This is a genomic window from Actinacidiphila sp. bgisy167, from assembly GCF_057707665.1.
The window spans coordinates 1-20,628 of record NZ_JBYIQP010000075.1 but is presented as its reverse complement, the minus strand read 5'-3'; the positions used below and the strand labels follow the sequence as shown (position 1 = coordinate 20,628).

The window sequence follows — 20,628 nt, the reverse complement described above, 5'->3', positions numbered from 1 at the left end:
GATGTCTTCATCGCTTACCGTGCCGGTGAGCTTGGCCGAAATCTCCCGCCTCGCGGGAGTCGGGCGGGCCGCGGTCAGCAACTGGCGGCGACGGCATCCGACATTCCCCGCACGCATCGGCGGCACGGATGTCAACCCTCAGTTCTCCATGACCGAGATCGAGGCCTGGCTGCGCGCCAACGGCAAGATCAAGAAATCGACGGAGCGGGAGTGGCTGTGGCCTCGTTTCGACGCGCTCGGCGGGCGTGACGCGGTGGGGACCGCCCTCGCCGAAGCGGGACGGCGGCTCGCGGGCAGGGCGGCCGCAGGCAACGAACTTGCCGGTGAAACACGCGCGTTGGTCGATCAGGCCGTGAAACTCGGACTCCGTGAGGGAGGATCCGATACCTTCGAATTCCTGCTCCGCCGCTGGCTCGACGTACACGTACGCCAGATCGCCACCACACCGCAGCCGCTGGCCCGGCTCATGGCAGAGCTCGCCCTGCGCACCTCTCTCTGCGCACTCGACGGCACAAGCGGCATCACGGCCGTCGACCCGGCCTGCGGCACCGGGCACCTACTCGCAGCCGCGGCCCATGAGGGTGCTGGCAGCCTCCTGGGCGGTGAGCTCGACCCCGTTCTCGCCGACCTGGCCGAGGCCCGCCTGAGGCTCGGGAGCGATGGGGCGACGGACGACGGGCCGATCATCGACGTTCGAGCGGGAGACTCCCTGCGCGACGACCCGTTCACCGACACCTCCGCCGACATCGCCCTATGCAATCCTCCCTTCAATGAGCGGGACTGGGGATACGAGGAACTGGCGACCGACACCCGCTGGAGCCACGGTCTGCCCCCTCGTACCGAACCCGAACTCGCCTGGGTGCAGCATTGCCTGGCCCGGCTGCGTCCCGGTGGCGCGGCCGTGCTGCTGCTGCCGCCCGCCGTGGCGGCACGGCGCGCCGGGCGGCGGATCCGAGGCTCGTTGCTGCGTACTGGCGCTCTGCGGGCCATCGTTGCGCTGCCACCGGGATGCGCGGCCCCGCACAGCGTCTCGCTGCACCTGTGGGTGCTGCGGGCCCCCGGTGTTGGGGAGGAGTCGCAGGCCGGCGGCAGGCTGCTGGTGGTCGACGCGGCATCCCGCTTCCCGCGGACGACGGCCCGGGACACCACTCCCGACTGGGCGGCGATCGGCTCCTTTGTCCGCGAGGCCTTCGACGAGGTCCGCTCGCCGGACGAGGACACGGCCCCGGACTCTCCCTTCGTACGGCAGATGCCTGTCATCGAGCTCCTCGACGATGAGGTCGACCTCACCCCCGGACGCCACATCACCCCGTCGCCCAGGGACCCTGCCCCTCGACTGGCCGCGTCCTGGAAGGAGTTCACCGGTCTGACCACGGGCGTCGGCAAATCTGCCCGCCTGCTCGCTGCGCTCGACCTCACGGCCGCCGCGGCGGACACTCCGACGGCGACCACGGTGGCCGAACTGGCCAGAGCCGGGGCCCTCACCCTGCGCGGCGGACAGCAGCCGCCTGAAGGGACGGTCCGGGAAGGCACGTCGCCCGACGACGGCATCCCGCTCCTCACGGTCCCTGACCTGCTGATGGGCGGCGAACCCCGAGGCTGCCTCGCGCCCGAGCACCTGGCGACCTTCGAAGCCGTTGTCGCCGAGCCGGGAGACATCGTCGTGGTGGGAGCGGCACGAAAGTTCTCAGCCTGGGTCCACGAAGGGCCGCCAATCGTCCTCGGACCCCAGTTGTTCATCGTGCGAGTGCAGCCCGAGCAGCTCGACGCCTGGTTTGTCGCGGGTTCGCTGCGGGCCCCGGCAAACGCACGGCAGGCTGGGACACACGCTACGAGCTCCTCCCGCATCGACGTCCGCCGCCTCCAGGTACGGCAGGTTCCACTCAGCGAGCAGCGGCGCTACGGCAAGGCGTTCCAGGAACTCGCCGCCTTCGAGCGGATGGTGCGGCGCGCGGCCGACCTCGGTGCCGACCTCGTTCGGGATCTTGGTGACGAACTGGCATCCGGGCGGCTGACGGGCGGGGCGTAGGCGCTGGGTACGACGGTCGGTCGCACCCTCCCGGACGGTCGGTCGCGCCCTCCCGGACGGTTGGTCGCACCCCACGCTTTCGCGGGGCTCTGGCGAATCGGGGCGGCGAGACTTCAATCCTCCCTGTTCACCGATCCGTGAGGCGTGCCGTGAGCTGGACGTCGACCGCGACACGTACGGCCTCGACCCGGTTCGCAAGCTCGGACGGCAGTCCGGCGGCCGTGCGGCCCGCCGTGTCGACCGCTGCCACGGCCGCCTCCAGCTCACCGAAGGTGAGACGGCATTCCGCCAGGCGCAGGCGGGTCACCGCGCGCTCGGCGCGCTCGGCTGGGCCGTCGCCATGGATCAGGGCTTCGTCGACGACCTGGTAGAGGCGGGCAGCCGAGCCAAAGTCGCCAGCGAGGCGCAGTCCGTCCGCGGCTCCCTGCCAGACGCGGCGCACCACCGGGCGGCGATCTCCCCACTCCTTGCGGACCCGCGCCGTCAGCTCACGCAGACGAACTGCCGCTTCCCCGGGTTCGCCGGACGCGATCTCCGACTCGGCCCGCGCGCAGAGCCTGTCGATGGTCCGGTACTCCAACCACTCCCCCTCGACCGGCGCGGACACGGCGGGCGGAGGCACGGGGACGGCGCGCGGGCACGTGGTCAGCTCCTCCGGCCGACGCAAGGGAGCGGTCGGATCGGGATGGGTGCGGGGCCGGGTCTCGGGATCGCCGGACCGGGGCGCGAACGGGCCGAGGACCGCCAGGACCTCGTCGACATAGGGGCGCTGGTCAGGCTTCTTGGCGAGCATCTGCAGTACCAGATCGTCGATCGCTTCAGGGATGCCTGCCGCGTGGACGCTCGGCGGCAACGGCACCTCGTTGAGGTGCTTGTCGGTCAGGCCGGAGTCCGCACCGAGCGGGAACGGGGGCCGCCCGGTGAGTAGTTCGTAGAAGATGCAGCCAAAACAGTAGACGTCCGTCCGCGTGGTGGGATCCAACTCGAGGATCTGTTCTGGGGCCAGATAGCCGCGGGTGCCCAGCGTTGAACCGTGCGCTGTGTAGCGCGTGGCGTCGGAGCGCAGCGGCTTGGCGATGCCGAAGTCGATGAGGACGACACGCCCCTCGTCGTCGATCATGACGTTCGCCGGCTTGAGGTCCCGGTGCACCACCGGGAGCGTGTGCGCGCAGGCCAGCGCGTGGGCCATCTGCGCGGCGACTGCGACCGCCGTGGCCAGAGGCAGCGGGCTGTGCTCGTCGAGGAACGTCCGCAGGCTCACGCCGTTCACCAGCCGCATGGCGATGTATGGCATGCCCTGGTGCGATCCGCTGCCGTACAGTTCGGGGATCCCGGGGTGGTCGAGCGTGCCCAGGAGCCTGGCTTCGCGCTGGAATCGGGCGTTCCTGACGGTGAGTTCCGCCTCCCGCTCCTGCGGGTCCAGGCAGTGAAGGGCCTCGGAGTCGTGACGCAGGAATTTCACTGCGATCTCCCGCCCGTCGGACACCTCACGGGCTCGCCACACCTGAGCCATCCCGCCCTTGCCGAGCGAGTCGCTCAACTCGTAGCACCCGTCGACCAGATCGCCCGCACCGGGCCTGTACGCATCCGCATCCACCGCTGTGCCCCTTCGCACTCCTGCGCCATCAGGCGTACCAGAGTAGCGTGAAGGAGCTTCAGCACAGACAATTCATTGACTGAGTTCACAGATCCATGGAATGCTCGAAGTGCGCTCGGTCCTCTCGGAGTCCCCTCGGTCCTGGGCGCCTTCTTGCCCATGCCACCGCCCTCGGGGGTCTCCCATGCAGGTTCCAGCAGGCGTCGCCGGTCAGGACTGGCTGATCAAAGCAAGCCCCCGGATGGCACGGCCCGACGGCGCGGCCTGTCCCACCCACCGCCGCATCGCGATGCGGCCCCTGCTCGTCGCCGAGCCGGCCGTACCGCTCCGCCGCTCACCGCGCGAGGAATTCGGGTTCGGCCCACTCTTCTCGGCCCTCGACCTGATGGAGCACCAGCAGTGGCCACTCGCACGGGTACGCGAGGAACTCCGCACCACTCGCGGCCCTTTCCGGGGGTGGGGCGCGCCGGTCCACCCCGCTCATCTCGCCTGGACCGCCGCCGCCGTGGAGCGCTATGCGGCAGCCCGCGCCGCTGAACAGGCCGCCGCCGTCGAGGCCGGACTCCCGCCGACCAAGCCGGTGAAGCAGCCGTGGACCTGGCGCACCCGCCGCACTGACGCCCCCGACGCGCGTGGGGTCCGGCAGTACGAGCACACCTTGTGGGGCCGCATGTACGCCTCTGAGGACGGGGCGGTGCGCGACCTGTGGCTGCCCTCCCTGGGGCGGGCCAAGGCGGTACGTCCCGACGCCGAACTCGGGGCTGTGGCCAAGGTGATGGCGTATGGAGCGCCCACACCCCGGCGGAAGGCGGGTTCCCTGCCCCCGCCCGCTGCGACCGACAGCGTCCGGCTGCCCGAACTGATCCGCGTCTTCGACTTCGGATGCGCCGATGGTTCGGTGGAACCGCTTCTGTCTGAAGGGCCCGATCAGGCGCAGCAGCGGTTCACGGCCGATGCGGTGCCGGCCTTCCTTGAAGCCGCCACCGGGACCGGGACTCACCCCTGGGAGAATTGCGTGGACTGCAAGGCCATCGCGGGCTGTACGGAGCTGAAGCGCACCCCGCGGCTGTGGAACGGGCAGCCCTCGGTCCCGGTACGCAAGCGCCGCTCCCTTTCCGCCTGGGATCTGCGCCTGCACGCCGAATGCCCGGCCCAGTACCACCTGGTGCGACACCTGCACCTCAGCGACCTCTCCACCGAGAACCAGGGCGCCCAGCGCGGACGGGCCATCGACTCCTGGCTCGACGCCCAGCACGGCGAACGCCCGCTCCGCGCCTGCCGGGACCGCGCGATCCCCGATCTGGCCGCGATACGCGCCAGGACCAGACTCGACGATGCAGCCGCACACGAAGCCATGGGCATGCTCGCCGAGCACCGGCTGCTGTGCCCGCTCAACGGGCTCGACACCGACGAGAAGGTACTCGTACAACACCGGGTAACGGCCTACGTGCCCGAACTCGACGTGGTCGTTCTCGCCAAGCCCGATCTCGTGTACACCCATCGCGGGCGGTGGATCTGGCGCGAGACGAAGACCTCGGCCCGCCCATTGTGGGAGCGCGAGTCCTTGATGCGCGCCTACCCTCAACTCGCCCTCGGCGTACTGCTGTTCGACTCAGGCGTGCTCGGCGACGACCCCCGCCGCTCCTGGGTCGAACTCGAGCACCTGTGCAAGGGTCATGGTCAGAGCCGCCTCGAACGCATCGACCCCGGCCGCGCCAAGAACGTGGACGAGGCCCGGGCCGTCATCGCCGAACTCGCTCAGCCGCTCCTCGACGACACCACGTACGAGCCGCGGACCGGCCGCCACTGCCATGGCTGTCAGGCCCGTACCTGGTGCCGGCCCGGTACCGCCTATGTCACCGACCACCCGCACCCGGAGATCCCCGACGCGGACACCTTGTCGCGAGGAGACGACCCCGCCCATGACTGACCAGCAGCTTGTACCGGACTGGTTGTCCAACCCCGACGTCATGCTCCTTCGGGACGTCGCCACCGCCGTCCTGGCCCTGGCGACCGTCGAGGACCTCGGCTCTTTCGCCCTGCCCTATCCGGACGCCGCACAGCGGGCCCTGGACGCATTGGTACTGCAGTGCCTGCGCAACGGCGCCCAGCCGCCGGCCGGAGTACCCGAGATGGTGCACTGGGCACGTCGCAGGCCTCTGAGCAGTTGGCCCCTTGACCGGCTTCCCACCGAGCTGTTCGGCCGCGCCGACCGGTTGATCGACGCGGACTCAGGAGAGCCCGCACAGCTCTGTCATGAACTCGCCGTACGCGGATACGGCGACAGCACCGGCCGACAGTACGACGAGCTGGTGATCCACGAGGCGCTGCGTGCCTGCCGGGCCACGTCGTCGCCCGAGTCGTACACGGCCTTCCGTCGGCTCCTGGTCACCCGGCCGGTCCTCACCGAGGCAGAATGGGCCGAGGTCAGCACCGATCTCTACCTGGACCCCGTCCGCTTCCTCATCGACGAGATCTACGCCCCCGTGCCCTTGGGACGTCGGCGGGACGGCGCGTACCTCTGCTGCCACCGCTGCCTCACCCTGCTCCATCCGGTGTCCGACACCGAGTGGTGGTGCGAGCGCGACCAGTGCCGCCACCGGGGACCCGCTCCCCACGGACGGCGACTCGTCGCTGCCGAGGTGGGAGAACTGCGTCAACTGCGCAAACCGCTGCGGCAATTCGTCACCGGACCAGGACGAGCCGAGATCTCCCTGGAGGACCAGCTGCGGGCGCTCGGGCTCAGCGTCGAGATGTGGCCGGGCTTCGATGCGTACGACCTGCGGATCACCTTTCCCGACGGGCATGTGTGGGCCATCGACGTCAAGGACTGGGCACATCCCGCTTTCCTCGGACGCGCCGCGAGCGCGGTTCGGGCCGATCCACCGTACGACGAGGCCTGCTGGGTGGTTCCCGGCTTTCGGGTACGCACCCGCCGCGACTACCTCGATGTCTACGCCAGGGAGCGCGGCCCCGGGGCGGGCGGCCTGCGGCTGCTCACGGACAACCAGCTCATGCGGGCAGCACAGCTGCGGCTGTCCGGCGAACGCGGGCCGGGCGCGTCCATCGGACCCGGCTCCACCGGGAGCACGGCCGGCTCCCCGGCGGTAGAACAGGCGGCGCCGAGCGACGGCGCCCGGAAGAACGGAGCAAATCGTGCGTGACCGCAGCAGCTGGTACCAGCCGGTCGTTGCTGCCCTGGGCCCCTGGCCCAAGGAGCACGCCAAGATCCGGCCCGCCCTGCTCTGCCAGGTTGAGCTCGGCTTGAACCTCCTGGAAACCGTGGCACCCGGCCATGCCGCCGACGGAGCGTGGACTCTCCTCGGCGGCTATGGAGTCCGTTTCGCGCGGGCCGCGAAACTCCCCGTCGGGCCCGCCGAGGAGACCGCGCTGACTGCGGCCCGGCATCTTCTGTGGCCAATGCGGCGCGGCCGGATGTGGCAGCAATGCCTGGACGCCTACCTGGAGCTGCCCGAACGGCTGCGCGCATACCGAGTCCCGGCGGCCGGGGAGCCTGCCCACCGTGTCCCCCTCAAGGTGGCTGCCGACCGGTTCGCCGTCTACGACAACGCGCTGGCGAACCTCCCCGGCTTCGCCGCCAAACCGCTGCCCCAAGCGGAGGAGGGCGAACACCGGTTCATGGACCGCCGCCACCGACGGACCTCCGTCATCATCCCCGGCGACCTGGTACGAGACCCCTTTCCTGGGCACCCTCTCACAGCCGAGCGCCCGTTCACCGCAGCCCCACGCCTCGTACCGCTCGATGAACTCGCAGAGGTGGCACGGTGGATGGACGCCGAGGAACAGCGGCTCGGTCTGAAGGCGGGGAACTGGGAAGAGCGCCTCGACCACCTCGACCTCGACACCCGTACCCCGGACGGTGCGGACTTCGAAGAGGCGAACGCGCTGCCGCTCGACGGGCTCACCCACCTCGTCGGCATGGTCGGCGCCGGCAAGTCGACGCTGATGACCCTGATCGCTGTCTGGACGCACCGGAACGGCCTGCGGATCACCCTTGTCGTCGGCGACGTAGCCGAACAGCTCGCCCTGACTGAACTGTTCCGCACACTCGGTCTGAGCGCTGCCCTGGTCCAGGGCGGCACCACCCGACCGCAGCACGCCCAGCGGCTGCACCGCAGGTTCGCCGCACGCGGCGAAGTTTCCCTGCTCGCCCACACCAGCCCCGTCTTCGCCCACCTCAGTACTGCCTGCCCGCTGGACGCGCTGCGCGCCCTCGACACCTCCGAGCCACTGCGCTACAACGACGCGCCGTGTGGGGCCCTCCACCCCACACGGCGGAAGGACGCCGCCGAGCAACCAGTGGACGACAGTGCCCTACGTGCACTCGAACGCGCCCGGGGAGCCGTTGAACACAAAACCGCTGTGGAGGACTCCGAAGAAGACGACCTGGGCGCTCCGCACGCCTGCCCGCTGTGGAGCGCCTGCCCCAGGCACACCCCCTCGCGCGCCCTCGTAGACGCGCTGATCTGGGTCGCCAACCCCGCCAGCCTCGTACAGACCGCCGTGCCTCGGCAGCTCAACGAGGAACGTCTGCGCTACCTCGAACTGGCCTGCCTGCGCAGCGACATCATGATCGTCGACGAGACCGACCGCGTACAGATGCAGCTCGACCAGATGTTCGCGCCCTCGGCGACGCTCGTCACGAACACCGGCGTCTCCGACTCCTGGCTCGACCAGCTGCAGACACACGAGATCGCCGAACTCGCCCGGCAGGGCCGGATTCAGCTCTCCAACCAGGACGTGGAGCGGTGGTCGGCCGCCCTGGACGTCGTCGGATCCACTGCGGACCGGCTGTACGCCATGCTCATCGACGACGAAGGGCTGCGCAATTGGGTCCAGATCGACTACTTCAGCGCCTGGACCCTCCAGGAGAAGCTGCTGCACGCCTGGTACCCGCCGTCGCGCAGCCGGGTCGACAGCCCGGATCCGGTCGACGTCGAGGACGAAAGCGCGCTGTACGAGGACGAGGACGGACTGGGCGAGAATCGCCACGCAGCGGGCCCAGAGACGGATTGGACCCAGCGCCGCACCGAGATCACCGGATTCTTCGACACTTTCCGGGACGACCCACTCGGCGGGCACGGCCCCTACGGGAACCCGGCCGACGAGCTGACCGCCCTCACCCTCGACGTCCTGCACACCCTTGATGAGAAACAGACGCGACGCCGAGTCCGCGGACTTCTCGATAGGCTGCTCGTCGGAGCACCAGGACCGGAGCAACGCCCCGCGCCCGTGGCCAGGCGTGACAAGAAAGTGGCGCCAGAGGATGTGCCGCTCAGCGAAGAGTGGCGTGAACTCCAGGCACACCGACTGGAGTTCACCCTCGTTCTCGCCGCTCTGCATCAACGCTTGGACCGGGTGACCTTCCTCTGGCCCCAGGTGGAGGCGGCACTTCGGCTCGACTCGGCGAGCCATGAACTGACGCGCCGACCACCCCTCGACTACGCGCCACTGCTGCCCGAAGCACCTATGGGCAACGTCCTCGGCTTCCAGTACCTGGTCGACGAACGGGCCGCCGCCAGCAACAAGGACGGACACCGCACCGGCACCCTTCGCTTCTTCCGCTGCGCAGGCATCGGCCGCGAACTGCTCCTCAACCTACCCCAGCTCGGAGCCGACCCCGGACTGGGACAGGCCGGCCCCCACATCCTGCTGATGTCGGGCACCAGCTGGGCCGGCACCTCCACCCGCGCCCACGTCCTGGCCCCTGTGCGCGCGGTACTCAAACCACAGCCCAAGGCGCTGGACGCCATCCGCAAGACCGTGTTCCGCACCGAGTTCCTGTACGACGCCGCCGGGCAGCCGATCAGGCTCTCCGGGCAGGACCCCGACCGCCGTGAGGACGTCCTGCGCCTGGTGATCGACCGGCTCGCCCGGTCACGAGGTGATGGCACCTCCTCCCCGCTGCAGAGCGAACTCGCCCAGATCACCGACCAGCGCCGCAAGCGCGCGCTACTGCTCGTGGGCAGCTACAAGGAGGCCAGGACGGCCGCCGCTGCCCTGAACGAGATCCCCCGCTGGCGCGGCCGCGTGCGCGTCCTGGCAGCCGATGACGCCGAGCTGGAGACGGCTGTCGACGGGGCGCCAGCAGCAGGGAGTCGGAGAGCCGGCACCGGAACAGGAACAGGGGCGATCCGGAGAGGCGATCTGGCCTCCTTCGCCGACGACCCGGATGCGGAACTGCTCGTCGCTCCTCTCCTCGCCATCGAGCGAGGGCACAACATTCTCACCGCCCCCCAGCGTCCGGGCGAGGAGCGAGTGGCAGCGTTCGGATCGGTGTTTTTCCTCGTCCGTCCCCACCCCCGCTCAGACGACCTGTCCTTGGCCGTCTTCGCCGTCAACGACTGGGCCACCCGGTTCGTACGAGACCAGCTGAGGCGCCCCGAAGGGACATTCAGCGACATGGTGGCCGAGGCCGGCGGACTGAACGAGGCCGGAGGCGCGTTCCGGACAGCCGCGCGCGGCGTCTGGCGGCACCTCCTGTCCCGGCCTTATATCTACTCCTCCCTCTCCGATGACGAGAAGAAGTCCTTCGTCTGGGACCAGCTCGTCACCATCTGGCAGGTCATCGGACGCCTGGTGCGCGGCGGCGTGCCGGCCCGCGTCGTCTTCGTCGACGCGGCCTTCGCACCGCAGCTCGCGGCTGCCCAAGCGCCGTTCACCGGCCAGGGAGCGCGGCCTCGCCGCAGCAGCGACCCGGGTCTCCTGGTGCGGCTGCGTGACGTCCTCGCCCCGTACTTCACGGACGACCGCACCCACCCTGCGGGCGCAGACCCCGATTCCGCCGACGCAGCACTCGTCAAGCTGCTCTACCGCCCGCTCTACGACGCGCTGTGCGCCATGGGCAGACCGTCGCTCCCCGGCGGGGACGGCGACTGACACACATCGCACGAGCCGTCGAAGCGCCCGATCACGCACGCCAACGCAAGGAGAACCGACATGTACAAAAACATCCGCCGCTCCGCGTACCACCTGGCAGAAAGCGGCGCACCCTGGACAGAGGACTTCCGTGCACTCCCGTTTCCCGAGCACTGGCACGCCGGGCTCCTCGAACTGCACAACCACGGCCGGGACGAGGACAAGCGGCAGCTGACCCTGCCCACCCGCCGGCTCGACGGCGTCCTGCAGACCCTTGCCCCTGACGTGATCGTCCGCCCCCGGCCCCGCATCCCCGTCGAATCGGGCCCGCAATCCGACGAGGACTTCTGGATGTACGTTCCCGCCTCGTCCCCTGATCCGCTCCCGGGGCGCGCGATGGAGCAGCTCCTCGACGCCTGGCTGCGCACCCTCGGGCCCAAGGAGGCCTCACAGGACCCGCGGTTCCACTCGCTGCTGCTCGCCAATAGCGCCGAGTTGAAGCGGAACCTGCCCGGTTGGCAGTCGGTCACCAACGTCGAACTGCTCACCGCGGAGACGACGCCGGGCGGCACCGCGGCCCCCGAATCGCAGCAGTTCCAGCTAGCCACCGACGCCATGGCGCGCCGCATTCTGACCCTCGATCCATACCCGTTCGAAGGCGGGGAACTGCGCTTCCGGGCACTGCCCCGAGGGCCTCGCGACCAGGGCGCCGAACTCATGTCGCAGCCGCTGTGCCGGACCGTGAAGCGTAAGGAGTGGTGGTTCTCTGTCGTCCTGAACATCTCCCTGCATACCACCCCCTTCACCCCTAAGCCGCACCTGCACCTCCACTGGGGCGTACGCCGCTGGGCCACCCATCCGCAGGGTGCCGCCAAGCAGCTCAAACTGCCCTACCGGGAGGCCACTACGGTCTACCTCCGGCCCACCATCCCCTGGCTGCCCGGGGCACCGGCCACCGAACGCTACGCACTCGCACGGCTGCGCCGCGACCGGCAGGCCGACACCTTCGTCTGGTCGGAGAACGACAGTGCGGGCATCTTGCGCGGGCTCAGCCTCGCCGGCAACTTCCCCGACCCGGAACAGCTCCTCACCGAACCGGTCTCTTGGATCGGCGAAGGCCCGGGGGTGCGCGCCGCAGTGGTCCACAGCACCCGGATGGGCAAACACGAGATCGGCACCGGCTTCATGCCCAACCAGCGCGCCCGGCTGACCGAATGGGCCGAGCAAGCCCTCCCCGAAGCGCTGGTCCGGGTACCCGACCTGTCACGCGGACGCGGCAAGGGCATCGGCGCTCCGGAGAACCGGCCTCCCAAGCCAAGGACCGACGAGGCCAAGAAGAACAAGTTGCTGCGCGAAACGCGGGCACGGCGGGTGGCGCTGGCGACCCAGTACCGGATCGCCAGCAGCGGCTCGGAACAGGACGATCCGCCCGTGGTCGAAGTCCGGCTGCTGTGGCAGTCACCCGAGGTACGAAAGGAAGCGGTGTCGCAGTTCGCCAAGGCCCTCGGGCTCGACGGTGACGGCGGCATCACCGCGGACCAGGTAACGGACCGGGAATGCGACGAGGCGGTCCCCGGGGCACCGGTCGTCCTGGAATGGCGGACGGCGGAACTGACCCTCCGGCTGCGCTGCCTGCCCCTGGGCGAGGGACTCGGCGACCGACTCGCGCCCGATCCCGCGGTCAAGGGGAAAGGCGCGGCCATCGCGTCGGCCGTGACCGCGCGCCGCCGCGCATTGCGCGCCTGGCTCAGTGTGGACGGAGCCGACCCGTCAAGCCCGGCACTCGCCCTCGTGGAGATCGCACACGTCAGTACGTTCCGTCCAGCGGCCACGGACCCAAAATTCGCCATCCGTCTGGGGTGTGCCGACGCTGGCCTGCTGACCCAGTTCGTCGTGGCCCCGTCGGCCGACCGGCAGATCGACAACGTCGACAGCCTCGACCACCGCACCCACAGTTCGTGGCTCGACGGATTGCGCCAGCTCGGCGTCCGCGTCCTGCCCCAGCACACACTCGGCGACGACCTGCCCGAAAACTTGAGTTACGCGGCGGTGTGGATGGTGAAGCGCCGCAAGGATGGTCCGACCCGGCTGCCCAAGCACTTGCCTGTGGCCGTCCGCGTCACACCGCTCCCGGACGGGGACGGCCTCGCAGCCGTACAGGGCTGGGACGACGCCGCAGGGGAATGGGTGTGTTACCCCCGGTTCCTGCTCGGCCTCGTGAAGCAGGCCGAAATCGATCCGCAGGCATTCGCGGACTCCGTTCCGTCGTCGGCCAACGACGGCGGAACGGAGGACTCACTGCCGAAGACGCCCTACGTCACCGGGAAGCAGTGGCGCTCCAACCTCGCCCAGCAGCGCAAGGAGACCGCTCGATTCCTCCAGCGTGTACTGCACTCCCTCCGAGGTCAGCCGACCGTGCTGATCACCCACGCCCAAAACAGCAGGCTGCACTGGCCCTGGCTGCAGGACGGCCAGACCGAACGGGATCTGATCAAGACCGGCCACGCCCCGGCAGGCCGGCTCGACGACGAGCTCCGCCTGGTACGTGTACGCGGGTGCGGCGGCCGCGAGACCGCGCAGTGGTGGGGTCTGGCCGAGCCCGGAAAGCCGCACGGACAGCCAGCCGGATTCTGGGCCCTGCCCGCATCGCCGTCGTCCAGGACCGCACCGCGCGGGCGGGTCTTCTACAGCACCACGGAACGCCCCGGGACGCACGCGATCTCACCTTCCCTCGACCGGCTGGCCACCAGGGTCAACGCGGCGGGCAACCTCACCTCGCAGGCGGGCACGAGCGCCTGGAACCCGACACTGATGGAAATCACGGTGCTTGGTTGCCATGAGGACGATGACCATGGCCTTGGGGCATCTGGAAAACCGGACGACGCAGAAGCCCTGGCACTGGCCATGCACCAGCTGCGCCAGGCACCGGACTACGCCGCCGCTCTGTCCCTCCCGCTGCCGCTCCACTTGGCAGGCCTGGCCCAGGCCTACGTTCTTCCGACGCTGGTGGAGAGCGACGGGACAGCCGTCGAAGAAGCGGCCGTACCCGCGTCCGACCTAGGAGTCGATGACCCGGACCTGGCAGACGCGCCCGGGCTGGCAATTCAGCCCGACGGCGAGGAGGGCGCAGAGTGGCACTGATTCCGGTGGGGACCCCGACTCACAGAGTCCATGGCCAGTATCACGAGCCGACCTCGGCACTCAGTCCCGGTTGTGTGCGTCTGCAACGACTCCACTACGGGCACCGAGGGGATGACACGACCGCGTGAGCGGGTCCAGCGCGTCACTGGCCCCAGGGGAGTGACATGAGCGGAGGCTGATGTCAATTCTCGGCCCGCGGATGCCTATAGGCGGTGAGAACGTGCCCGATGTTGCAGAGCAAGGGAGCTGCGATGGCATGCACCGCACCCGCGCCCACGCCGTGGGACCTGCCCTGTCGCCCAGACGATGGTGGGGCGCCTACTGATCCGTGCGTGTACGGTGTCGACGAAGTAGTGGACTCTGCCCGCGTCCTCGTAACCGTCGAGAGTCCCCGCGGCCCGGTGGCCAGCCAGGGACAGTGCGGCTCCGCCGGTCGTGTGAGCCATCCACTCCAAAGCGGATACTTCATGGCCGTTCGGTCCCAATATGCCCACTCGTCACGGCCGCGTGGGTGCGCTGCATGAGCGGCGTCCCCGCCGGCAAGGACCTCACCGTCGAGGTGCCGGGCGTGCTGCCAGCCTTGCCTCAGGCCGCTGCCGCCGTTCTGTTGGACATCGTTCTCGCGGCGGCGGCAAGCCGCGCCGACGGCGGTCCCGCTGGCGCTTGTGCGGAGAGTCCCGCTACAACAGGACGTCCGCCCGGTCCTGTCGCTGCAGGCGCGACGGCCGGGGTGTCGCCGTCGGAAGGATCGTCATGACCGATTTCGCCTTCGCCGGCCGGTGCTCGACCGAGGATCTGCAAGATCCGGAGGCGTCCCGGAACTGGCAGCTCACGCGCGCCAAAACGCTCATCGAGCCGGTAGGCGGCCGCATCGTCACCGAGTACTTCGACGTCGGGCACAGCCGGTCCCTGCCATGGAAACGGCGCCCCCGGGCTTCCGAACTGCTGGCCGCTCTGAAGAACCCGGATCGCGGGTTCGCCGCCGTGGTCGTCGGCGAGCCGCAGCGCGTCTTCTACGACAACCAGTTCAGCCTTACCTTCCCGCTGTTCGTGCACTACGGCGTCGAGCTGTGGGTCCCCGAAGTCGGCGGGCGGGTCGATCCCAACAGTGAAGCCCACGACATGGTGATGTCCGTCTTCGGCGGCATGAGCAAGGGTGAACGCAACCGCATCAAGATCCGTGTACGGGCCGCCATGTCCTCCCAGGCCCAGCTCGAGGGCCGCTTCCTGGGCGGTCGGCCGCCCTACGGCTACCGGATCGCAGATGCGGGGCCCCACCCCAACCCCGCCAAGGCAGCAGACGGCAAGCGGCTGCACCGCCTGGAAGTCGACCTCGTCGCCGCCCCGATCGTCCAGCGGATCTTCGCCGAGTACCTCGACGGGCGGGGCCTGTACGCCATCGCCGAAGGCCTCACCGCCGACGACATCCCCTGCCCCTCCGCCCACGACCCCGCCCGCAACACCCACCGCAGCGGCATCGCCTGGAACAAGGGAACCATCCGTGCCATCCTCACCAACCCCCGCTACACCGGCCACCAAATCTGGAACAAGCAGCGCAAACAGGAAGTTCTCCTCAACGTCGAAGATGTCGCCCTCGGCTACCAGACCCGCATGAAGTGGAACGGCAACGACACATGGGTCTGGTCCAAAGAGATCGTCCACCCACCACTCATCGACACTGCCGTCTTCTGGCGCGCACAAGAACTACTGGCCACACGACCCGCATCCCGCGGCCCGCGCGAACACCGAAGCCGCCGCCACGACTACCAACTGCAAGGTCTCATCACCTGCGGACTCTGCCAACGCCGTATGGGCACCCAGTGGTCCCACGACGAGGCCTACTACCGATGTCGGTTCCCCCAGCAGTACGCCCTGGCCAACAAAGTCGACCACCCCCGCAACGTGCTCTTCCGCGAGCGCGACATCATCCCCGCACTCGACCAGTGGATCTCCCTGCAGTTCGCCCCAGGCCGCAAGACGGACACCATCGACCGGCTGTACAAAGCGCAGAACAAACTGGAGGCTGCCGACGCATCCTCCGCAGCAGCCGTCGTCCGCGACTGCGACGCCAAGCTCACCCGCTACCGCGCCCTCATCGACTCCGGAGCCGCCGACTCCACAACTGTCGCTCAGTGGATTGCCGAGACCGAAGCCCGCAAGGCAGGCGCCGTCTCCGAGCTGCGCACTCCCAAGCCTCGCGTGCTCTCACGCGAACGGATCGCCGAACTCGTGAACGCCGCCGGCGACACCGCCGACATGCTCCGCAACGCGGACGGCACCCAGAAAAACCGGCTCTACCGCGCACTCGGGCTGCGCATGACCTACCAAGCGGCACAACGCAAAGTGCTGGTCGGGATCGCTCCCGACCAGCATTCCGTTGGTGCAAAGATCGTGTCCGAGGGGGGACTTGAACCCCCACGCCCGATAAAGGGCACTAGCACCTCAAGCTAGCGCGTCTGCCATTCCGCCACCCGGACAGGTGATGCGCGGGGCGGGCCCCGCGGCGACATGGACAACGATACCAAGGATTCGGGGTGGGTTTCACCTGCGTATCCGCTGTGTGCGGGGGGTGCCGGGGCCGGGTGGGCCCCGGCACCGGGATCGCTAGGCCGCCTCGGGAGGCATGAGGTGGTGGTCGGGGAAGTTCCCCGGTGGGCGCTCGTCCGCGCGGCCCTGGGTGACCGCTCGGACCGACAGCTCCCCGCCGACGAAGGCGCCGCGCCAGGAGGCGCCGAGACCGCCGAAGAACTCGGCGTGGTCGCCGCGGGAGCGGGGCCGGTTGTGGCCGGTCTTGAAGGCGCGGATCCGCGGGGCGAGGCGGGCGTAGGCGGCCTCGTCGTCGGTGGAGAGGGTGGCGACGAGGGCGCCGTTCCCGGCGTTCATGGCGGCCAGGAGTTCCGCCTCGGTGTCGACCAGGACGATCGTGTCGACCGGGCCGAGGGGCGCCGTGCGGTGCAGCGGGGAGGCGGACGGCGGGTTGAGGAGGGTGACGGGCGCCTGGTAGGCGGAGCTGTCCTGACCGGGCAGGAGGCGGGCGTCGGCGAGGCTGCCGCGGTGGAGCGGGATCGCGCCGCGGCCCACGGCCTCGGAGACGAGGTCGCCGAGTTCCTCGGCCCTGGCCGCGCTGATCAGCGGGCCGAAGTCGAGCTCGGGGAGGTCGTCCCCGGGGTCGTCCACGGCGAGCGGATGGCCCAGCCGTACGGACCGCACGGCGGGCAGGTAGGCGGACAGGAAGTGGGGGTACAGCTCGCGCCGCACCACGAAGCGGGAGTAGGCGGTGCAGCACTGCTTGGCGTGGCCGAAGGTCGCACGGAGCTGCCCGGTCAGGCAGTCCCAGTCGCTGTAGTCCCAGACGCCCCAGGAGTTCAGGGCCTCCTGCTGCAGGACGTGGCGTCCACCCGGGTCGACGAGCGCGGCGGCGGTCCGGGCGTCCGCGTCCCGGGCGCCGAGAGAGGACACGCAACCCACCTCGGGCGCCCGCACCAGTGCCGCCGCGAGATCGTCGCCGCCGCTGAGCAGGGTCACGGGTACGTCCTCGCGGGCGATGAGCGCGCAGGCCAGGGCGAGGCAGGCCAGGCCCCCTCGGTGGGGCCCTGGCGATCGCGGCGTTGCCGGCCAGCGTCTGCACGAGCATGCCGTGGACCAGGACGCTCATGGGGTGGTTCCACCCGGCGAGATTGCTGACCGGACCGGGCAGGGGGCGGCGCCACTCGACCATCTCGTCGATCTCGCCCACGTACCAGCGGACGCCGTCGACGGCCTGGTCGACGTCCGCCTGGGCGAGCCGCCAGGGCATGCCGACCTCCCAGACCAGCAGGAGGGCGAGCAGCGTACGGTGCTCGCACAGAGCGTTCAGGGCGGCCGAGACCCGCGCCCTGCGCTCGGCCACGGGGACCACCTGCCAGGCTCGGTGCTGGTCGAGGGCGGCGCGGACGGCCTGCCGGGCGGTCTCCGCGTCGAGCCGGGGCGCCCCCGCGACGGGGGTGCCGTCGAGGGGGCTGGCTGCGGGCAGGACCCGGCCGCCTGCCTGCCAGGTCCCGGCCCACAGGCTGAGCACCCGGTCGTCGCGGAACGCCTCGGGGGCGGCCCGCCGGCACCGCCGCCAGGCGTCCACCCAGGCCGCGCCGGGCTTGAGGGTCCAGGTCACCGCCTCTCCGCTCGTTCCGGGCGGATCTCGCGCAGCGCGCCGTCGCGGGTGTAGAGGAAGCCCCGCACCAGTTCGGTGTGCGGCAGTTCCGTGGTGTCGCGCAGACGCGCGAGGCACGCGAGCAGGTCCTCGGCGGGATCGCCGCCCAGGGCCGCGCAGTCCTCGTGGTGCACCAGCACGATCTCGCGGGTGCCGCCCCGCAGCTGGCTCAGCCGCAGTGAGCGGATGGTGTCGCGGGTGACGCACCCGCCCGCGTTGCGGATGACGTCGGCGTCGCCCGGCCGCAGCCCGAACATCGCCTCCACGCCGAGCCGGGAGTCCATGCACGCGACGATGGCGACCGCGGTGCGGGCCTCCTTCTTCGTGAGGTCGAGCGGTATGAGCGCCGCACCCACGTGGAACCTGCGGATGAGCAGCTGCTCGACGCCCGCGGCCTTGGCGGGGGCGGTCACCGCAGCAGCCCGCGGACGAGGCGCGCGGTCTCCGAGGGAGTGCTGCCGACCTTGACGCCGGCGGCCTCCATCGCCTCCTTCTTCGCCTGGGCCGTCCCGGAGGAGCCGGAGACGATGGCCCCGGCGTGGCCCATGGTCTTGCCCTCGGGCGCGGTGAAGCCCGCGACGTAGCCGACGACCGGCTTGGTGACCAGGCGGGAGATGTAGGACGCGGCGCGCTCCTCCGCGTCGCCGCCGATCTCGCCGATCATGACGATCAGGTCGGTGTCGGGGTCGTCCTGGAAGGCGCGCAGGCAGTCGATGTGGGTGGTGCCGATGACGGGGTCGCCGCCGATTCCGACGGCGGTGGAGAAGCCGAGGTCGCGCAGTTCGTACATCAACTGGTAGGTGAGGGTGCCGGACTTGGACACCAGGCCGATACGGCCGGCGGTGGTGATGTCGGCGGGGATGATGCCGGCGTTGGACTGCCCGGGGCTGATGAGGCCGGGGCAGTTGGGTCCGATCACGCGGGTGTTGCCCGCGACCGCGCGGGCCCGGAAGGCGACCGTGTCATGGACGGGGACGCCCTCGGTGATGACGACGACGAGCCTGAGCCCGCCGTCGACGGCCTCGTCGACGGCGGCGCGCACGAAGGGCGGCGGCACGAACACGACGCTGACGTCGGCGCCGGTCGTGCCGACGGCCTCCTTGACCGAGCCGAACACCGGGACGGTGCGCCCGTCGAACGCGACCGTCGTACCGGCCTTGCGCGGGTTGACGCCGCCGACGACGTCCGTCCCCGAGGCGAGCATGCGGCGCGTGTGCTTCATGCCCTCGGAGCCGGTCATTCCCTGGACGATCACCTTGCTGTTGCGGTCGAGGAAGATGGCCATCGCGATCAGCTCCTTGCGGGCTCGGCGGCCCGCGCGGCCGCACCGTCCATGGTGTCCAGTTGCTGTACGAGCGGGCCCAGCGACGCCGCGGCCGCCTCGAGGACGGCCCGGCCGCGCTCGGCGTTGTTGCCGTCCAGGCGGACGATCAGGGGCTTGGTGAGCTCGACGAGGTCGAGGGCCTGGACGATGCCCTCGGCCACCGCGTCGCAGGCGGTGATGCCGCCGAAGACGTTGACGAGGACGGAGGTGACGTCGGGGTCGGAGAGGATGACGCCGAGCCCGTCGGCCATCACCTTCGCGGAGGCTCCGCCGCCGATGTCGAGGAAGTTGGCGGGGGCCCCGCCGTGGTGGGCCACCACGTCGAGGGTGCTCATCACCAGTCCGGCGCCGTTGCCGATGACACCGACGGTGCCGTCGAGCTTGACGTAGTTCAGGCCCTTGGCGCGGGCAGCGGCCTCCAGCGGGTCGCCCGCGCCGGGTGTCTCGTACGCCTCGTGCTCGGGGTGGCGGAAGCGGGCGTTGGCGTCGAGGGACACCTTGCCGTCCAGCGCGAGGACGCGGCCGTCCGTCGTGCGGATTAGCGGGTTGACCTCGACCAGCAGGGCGTCCTCGGCGGTGAAGACCTCCCACAGAGCGGTCAGCACGGGCACGGTCTCCTCGGGGAGTCCGGCCGCTTCGGCGATCTGCCGGGCCTTGGCCTCGGTGACGCCTTCGACGGCGTCGACCGGGACGCGGGCGAGGGCCTGCGGCCGGGTGGCGGCGACCTCCTCGATGTCCATGCCGCCCTGGGCCGACGCCATGGCGAGGAAAGTGCGTTCGGCGCGGTCGAGGAGGAAGGAGACGTAGTACTCGTCCTGGATCTCGGCGGTCGGGGTCAGCATGACCGTGCCGACCGTGTGCCCCTTGATGTCCATCCCGAGGATGGCGCGGGCCTTGTCCTGCGCGTCCTCGGGGTCGGCGGCGAGCTTCACGCCGCCGGCCTTGCCCCGGCCGCCGGTCTTCACCTGCGCCTTCACCACGACCTTCCCGCCGAGGCGTTCGGCGGCGGCTCGGGCCTCGGCGGGGTCGTCCACCAGGTACGCCTCGAGCACGGGGACGCCGTGCCGCGCGAAGAGCTCCCGTGCTTGGTACTCGAACAGATCCATCGTCAAACGCACCTGCCCTGACTCGGGGTCGAACGATAATCCGGTGCAGACCTCTGGACACCGGGTCGTCGATGCGGGATAAACGTCTGCATACAGTATTCGTCGCCTGTATGCAATGTACAGATGCAGGGCGGAACTCCCGCGCCCGGCGCGCTCACCGGCCCCCGACCGGAAGGAACCGTGGTTGTGACGAAGGCTTTGGAGGGTGTGCGCGTTCTGGACATGACGCATGTCCAGTCGGGTCCGTCGGCGACGCAGTTGCTGGCCTGGCTGGGTGCGGACGTGGTGAAGCTGGAAGCACCCGCCGGTGACATCACCCGGCGTCAGCTGCGGGACGTGCCGGGGGTCGACAGCCTCTACTTCACC

General features: G+C 70.1%; 10 protein-coding genes, 1 tRNA gene and 2 pseudogenes. 7 read left to right on the top strand and 6 right to left on the bottom strand.

From position 1 onward, the window contains the following. Position 1: 1 nt before the first annotated feature. A complete protein-coding gene (locus AC3ET4_RS24215; RefSeq protein WP_431952832.1) occupies positions 2–2,029 on the top strand; it encodes an HsdM family class I SAM-dependent methyltransferase in 2,028 nt (675 codons plus the stop codon). A gap of 127 nt (positions 2,030–2,156) precedes the next feature. Here AC3ET4_RS24215 and AC3ET4_RS24210 read toward each other — a convergent pair whose 3' ends face one another. Then, positions 2,157–3,626 (bottom strand): serine/threonine-protein kinase, encoded by a 1,470-nt coding sequence (locus AC3ET4_RS24210; protein WP_431952830.1) that lies wholly within the window; start codon positions 3,624–3,626, stop codon positions 2,157–2,159. Between the two features lie 184 nt (positions 3,627–3,810). Between AC3ET4_RS24210 and AC3ET4_RS24205 the strand changes: the two genes are divergently transcribed. The 5 genes and pseudogenes from AC3ET4_RS24205 to AC3ET4_RS24185 all read left to right on the top strand — a co-directional run. Next, positions 3,811–5,556 carry a PD-(D/E)XK nuclease family protein gene (locus tag AC3ET4_RS24205; RefSeq protein WP_431952828.1) on the top strand — a complete coding sequence of 582 codons (1,746 nt, stop codon included), beginning with the start codon at positions 3,811–3,813 and terminating at the stop codon, positions 5,554–5,556. Then, complete coding sequence (locus AC3ET4_RS24200) at positions 5,549–6,790, top strand: pPIWI_RE_Y domain-containing protein (RefSeq protein ID WP_431952826.1); 1,242 nt, start codon at positions 5,549–5,551, stop codon at positions 6,788–6,790. Before AC3ET4_RS24205 ends, AC3ET4_RS24200 begins: the two co-directional genes overlap by 8 nt. Next, positions 6,783–10,526, top strand: coding sequence for a pPIWI_RE_Z domain-containing protein (locus tag AC3ET4_RS24195; protein WP_431952824.1), 3,744 nt, complete (start codon positions 6,783–6,785; stop codon positions 10,524–10,526). Before AC3ET4_RS24200 ends, AC3ET4_RS24195 begins: the two co-directional genes overlap by 8 nt. Positions 10,527–10,586: 60 nt before the next feature. Next, on the top strand, positions 10,587–13,646 hold the full coding sequence (locus AC3ET4_RS24190; RefSeq protein ID WP_431952822.1) for a pPIWI_RE module domain-containing protein: 3,060 nt from the start codon (positions 10,587–10,589) through the stop codon (positions 13,644–13,646). A gap of 486 nt (positions 13,647–14,132) precedes the next feature. Then, positions 14,133–15,305 (top strand): annotated as a pseudogene (locus AC3ET4_RS24185) (recombinase family protein); the annotation flags it as partial. Positions 15,306–16,038: 733 nt separating this feature from the next. On the opposite strand, the gene AC3ET4_RS24180 reads toward AC3ET4_RS24185, so the two are convergent. The 5 genes and pseudogenes from AC3ET4_RS24180 to sucC all read right to left on the bottom strand — a co-directional run bounded on the left by AC3ET4_RS24180 (position 16,039) and on the right by sucC (position 20,262). Beyond that, a tRNA-Leu gene (locus tag AC3ET4_RS24180) sits at positions 16,039–16,123 on the bottom strand. A 127-nt stretch (positions 16,124–16,250) separates the two neighbouring features. Then, a pseudogene (locus tag AC3ET4_RS24175) lies at positions 16,251–17,793 on the bottom strand (aldehyde dehydrogenase family protein). Further along, positions 17,790–18,245, bottom strand: a complete 456-nt coding sequence (locus tag AC3ET4_RS24170; protein WP_431952820.1) for a carbonic anhydrase — start codon at positions 18,243–18,245, stop codon at positions 17,790–17,792. The pseudogene AC3ET4_RS24175 and the gene AC3ET4_RS24170 overlap by 4 nt, the downstream one beginning before the upstream one ends. Next, positions 18,242–19,117 (bottom strand): succinate--CoA ligase subunit alpha, encoded by an 876-nt coding sequence (gene sucD, locus AC3ET4_RS24165; RefSeq protein WP_431952818.1) that lies wholly within the window; start codon positions 19,115–19,117, stop codon positions 18,242–18,244. The genes AC3ET4_RS24170 and sucD overlap by 4 nt, the downstream gene beginning before the upstream one ends. Before the next feature lie 5 nt (positions 19,118–19,122). Next, positions 19,123–20,262: an ADP-forming succinate--CoA ligase subunit beta gene (sucC, locus tag AC3ET4_RS24160; protein ID WP_431952816.1), complete on the bottom strand. Its 1,140-nt coding sequence runs from the start codon at positions 20,260–20,262 to the stop codon at positions 19,123–19,125. A gap of 186 nt (positions 20,263–20,448) precedes the next feature. Between sucC and AC3ET4_RS24155 the strand changes: the two genes are divergently transcribed. Next, positions 20,449–20,628: CoA transferase (locus tag AC3ET4_RS24155; protein WP_431952814.1), on the top strand; the 180-nt coding region annotated here is incomplete at its 3' end.